General features: G+C 28.9%; 4 protein-coding genes. All 4 read right to left on the bottom strand.

The window, feature by feature from the left end:
- Positions 1-174: 174 nt before the first annotated feature.
- Entirely contained in the window at positions 175-432 is a 258-nt protein-coding gene (locus TD29_RS17500; protein WP_040282840.1) for a Txe/YoeB family addiction module toxin, read from the bottom strand.
- A gap of 1 nt (position 433) precedes the next feature.
- Positions 434-688, bottom strand: coding sequence for a type II toxin-antitoxin system Phd/YefM family antitoxin (locus tag TD29_RS17495; RefSeq protein ID WP_040282834.1), 255 nt, complete (start codon positions 686-688; stop codon positions 434-436).
- 251 nt (positions 689-939) lie between these two features.
- Complete coding sequence (locus tag TD29_RS17490) at positions 940-1221, bottom strand: hypothetical protein (protein ID WP_040282832.1); 282 nt, start codon at positions 1219-1221, stop codon at positions 940-942.
- Between the two features lie 10 nt (positions 1222-1231).
- Positions 1232-1891, bottom strand: a 660-nt coding sequence (locus TD29_RS17485; protein WP_040282830.1) for a hypothetical protein, incomplete at its 5' end; no start/stop codon positions are given.

Below are 1891 nucleotides of genomic sequence, written 5' to 3'. Positions count from 1 at the left end.
TATTTCAGGAAAGTTCATTCCTCATATGTTGTACAACGGTTTTGTGTATGATTAGTGGCGTGTTTTAAGCACCTAATTTAGCAAATAAAAACCGAATAGAAAATCCGCGAGGATTTTCGTAAGTAGGCTTGAACTAGCCATTAATTATACACGTTGTTGCCAGCAGTACTTTTTTCAGTCGTAATGAAATCTGCATTTCGCAATTAATATTTCTCCTTCTTTATATTGATAAATCAATCTATGCTCACTATCAATTCGTCTTGACCAAAATCCTGCGTATTTATGTTTTAACGGTTCGGGTTTTCCTATTCCGTCAAATGGATTTCGAGCAATGTCTTTCAGAAGTTCATTTATCTTTTTCAGTTTTTTCTTGTCAGTTTTTTGCCAATATAAATAATCTTCCCAAGATTCGTCAACGAATATATACTTCATTTTAATTTTCGATTAGGTCTTTGCTAAAAGTCATTCCGCTTTTTAGTTTGTCAATTGCAGAATCTAATCGTAATTCATTTTTTCGAGAAGAAAGTTCGTGATTTGTAGCCATTAAAGAATTATATTCTTGTAATGACATGACTACAATTCCAGAATCTTTTCCTCGGTTTATAATTAGAGTTTCAAAGTTTTTTGCGACTCTGTCTAAGTAACTTTTAATGTCCTTTCTAAAATCAGAAACAGTTGCTATTTGCATAATATTGTATTTTATAAAGTACAAATATATGTACAAAATTTGATATATGCAATTTTTTCCGTATTGCTGGCAACGTATTTGTGTATGCTTAGTTGCGTGTTTGAGCAACTAATTTAGCAAATAAAAAACGAATAGAATATTCCGCAGGAATATTCGTAAGTAGGCTAGGACTAGCAATTAAATATACACGTTGTTGTAAACAGTTTTTATTTAATTCAGTCCACATTTTAATACCGTAAATTTTTTAATTCTCATTCGCAGATATTTATTCCCATTCCAAAATATCCCTCGTGTGTGTTTCCATCAATATCTATCGCTTCAATCCAGTTGCAAGGTTCGTTGAATATGATTGAGGATATAGCTTCTTCGTAGTTTTCTTCGGTAATGCAGAAACTAAAAGATGTTGCGTTATTATCGCATTCGGTTTCCAGTGTCAAACGCCAAAAGTCATTATCTGTTTCTTGTTCATTATTGTCATCGTTTGATGAACAAGCAAATAACATAAATGGTAAAAGTAATAGTGCTTTTTTCATAATTTATCTTTTATTTTTCAAGTATTTCTCTAAACTTATTTTCAATTTCCTTTTTAATAGGATTGACTTTTTCAGGCATTTTTTTATATGCAGTAATTGCTTTTATGCGTATTTCAGCATTCGAATTGTCTCCCATATTTTTTAATATATGATTAGTAGAATAATCATTATATATTTCACTCATTTCATTTAGATAGTTATCTATTAACTCAATCACATTTTCGTTTAAGTAAATTTTATTATCATTAAAGAAACTGACAAAGTTATTGTGAGCATTTACATAATTCATTTGTAAATTATTTTCATAATCTTCATATTGAATGTTTTCAGGTGTGAATTTAATAGGTGAGACATAAACACTTAACTCTTTTGAGGTAACATTTAGAAGTTTATAAATATTTTCTAAAACGATAAGTCTTTTTTCGTGTAGTTTAGTGAATTTAAAGTTTTCTTGAGCTTTTAAAGCGCTAATTTCCGCTTGAAAATTTGTTATGTCTATATTGTGGTCTTTTTTTAGTTTCTCAAGTTTTTTGTCAAAATTATTTTTTACGTTTCCTTTTACTTTTTCAGTAATATATAAAGCAGTCAAAGTTGGAAAAATAGAATAAAGTAAAGCTTCTAAAATATATATATTCATTATGTTGTTTGTAAATTGTTTACAACGGTCTTG

It is taken from the genome of Psychroserpens damuponensis, assembly GCF_000826655.1.
Lineage (GTDB): Bacteria > Bacteroidota > Bacteroidia > Flavobacteriales > Flavobacteriaceae > Psychroserpens > Psychroserpens damuponensis.
The sequence above is the reverse complement of the archived record's forward strand: the minus strand, read 5'-3'. Positions and strand labels throughout refer to the sequence as shown.

What these genes read in the sequence shown, in the direction of transcription:
- TD29_RS17490 (WP_040282832.1), bottom strand. Translation starts at nt 1,221, where the DNA reads ATGAAAAAAGCACTATTACTTTTACCATTTATGTTATTTGCTTGTTCA.
- TD29_RS17495 (WP_040282834.1), bottom strand. Translation starts at nt 688, where the DNA reads ATGCAAATAGCAACTGTTTCTGATTTTAGAAAGGACATTAAAAGTTAC.
- TD29_RS17500 (WP_040282840.1), bottom strand. Translation starts at nt 432, where the DNA reads ATGAAGTATATATTCGTTGACGAATCTTGGGAAGATTATTTATATTGG.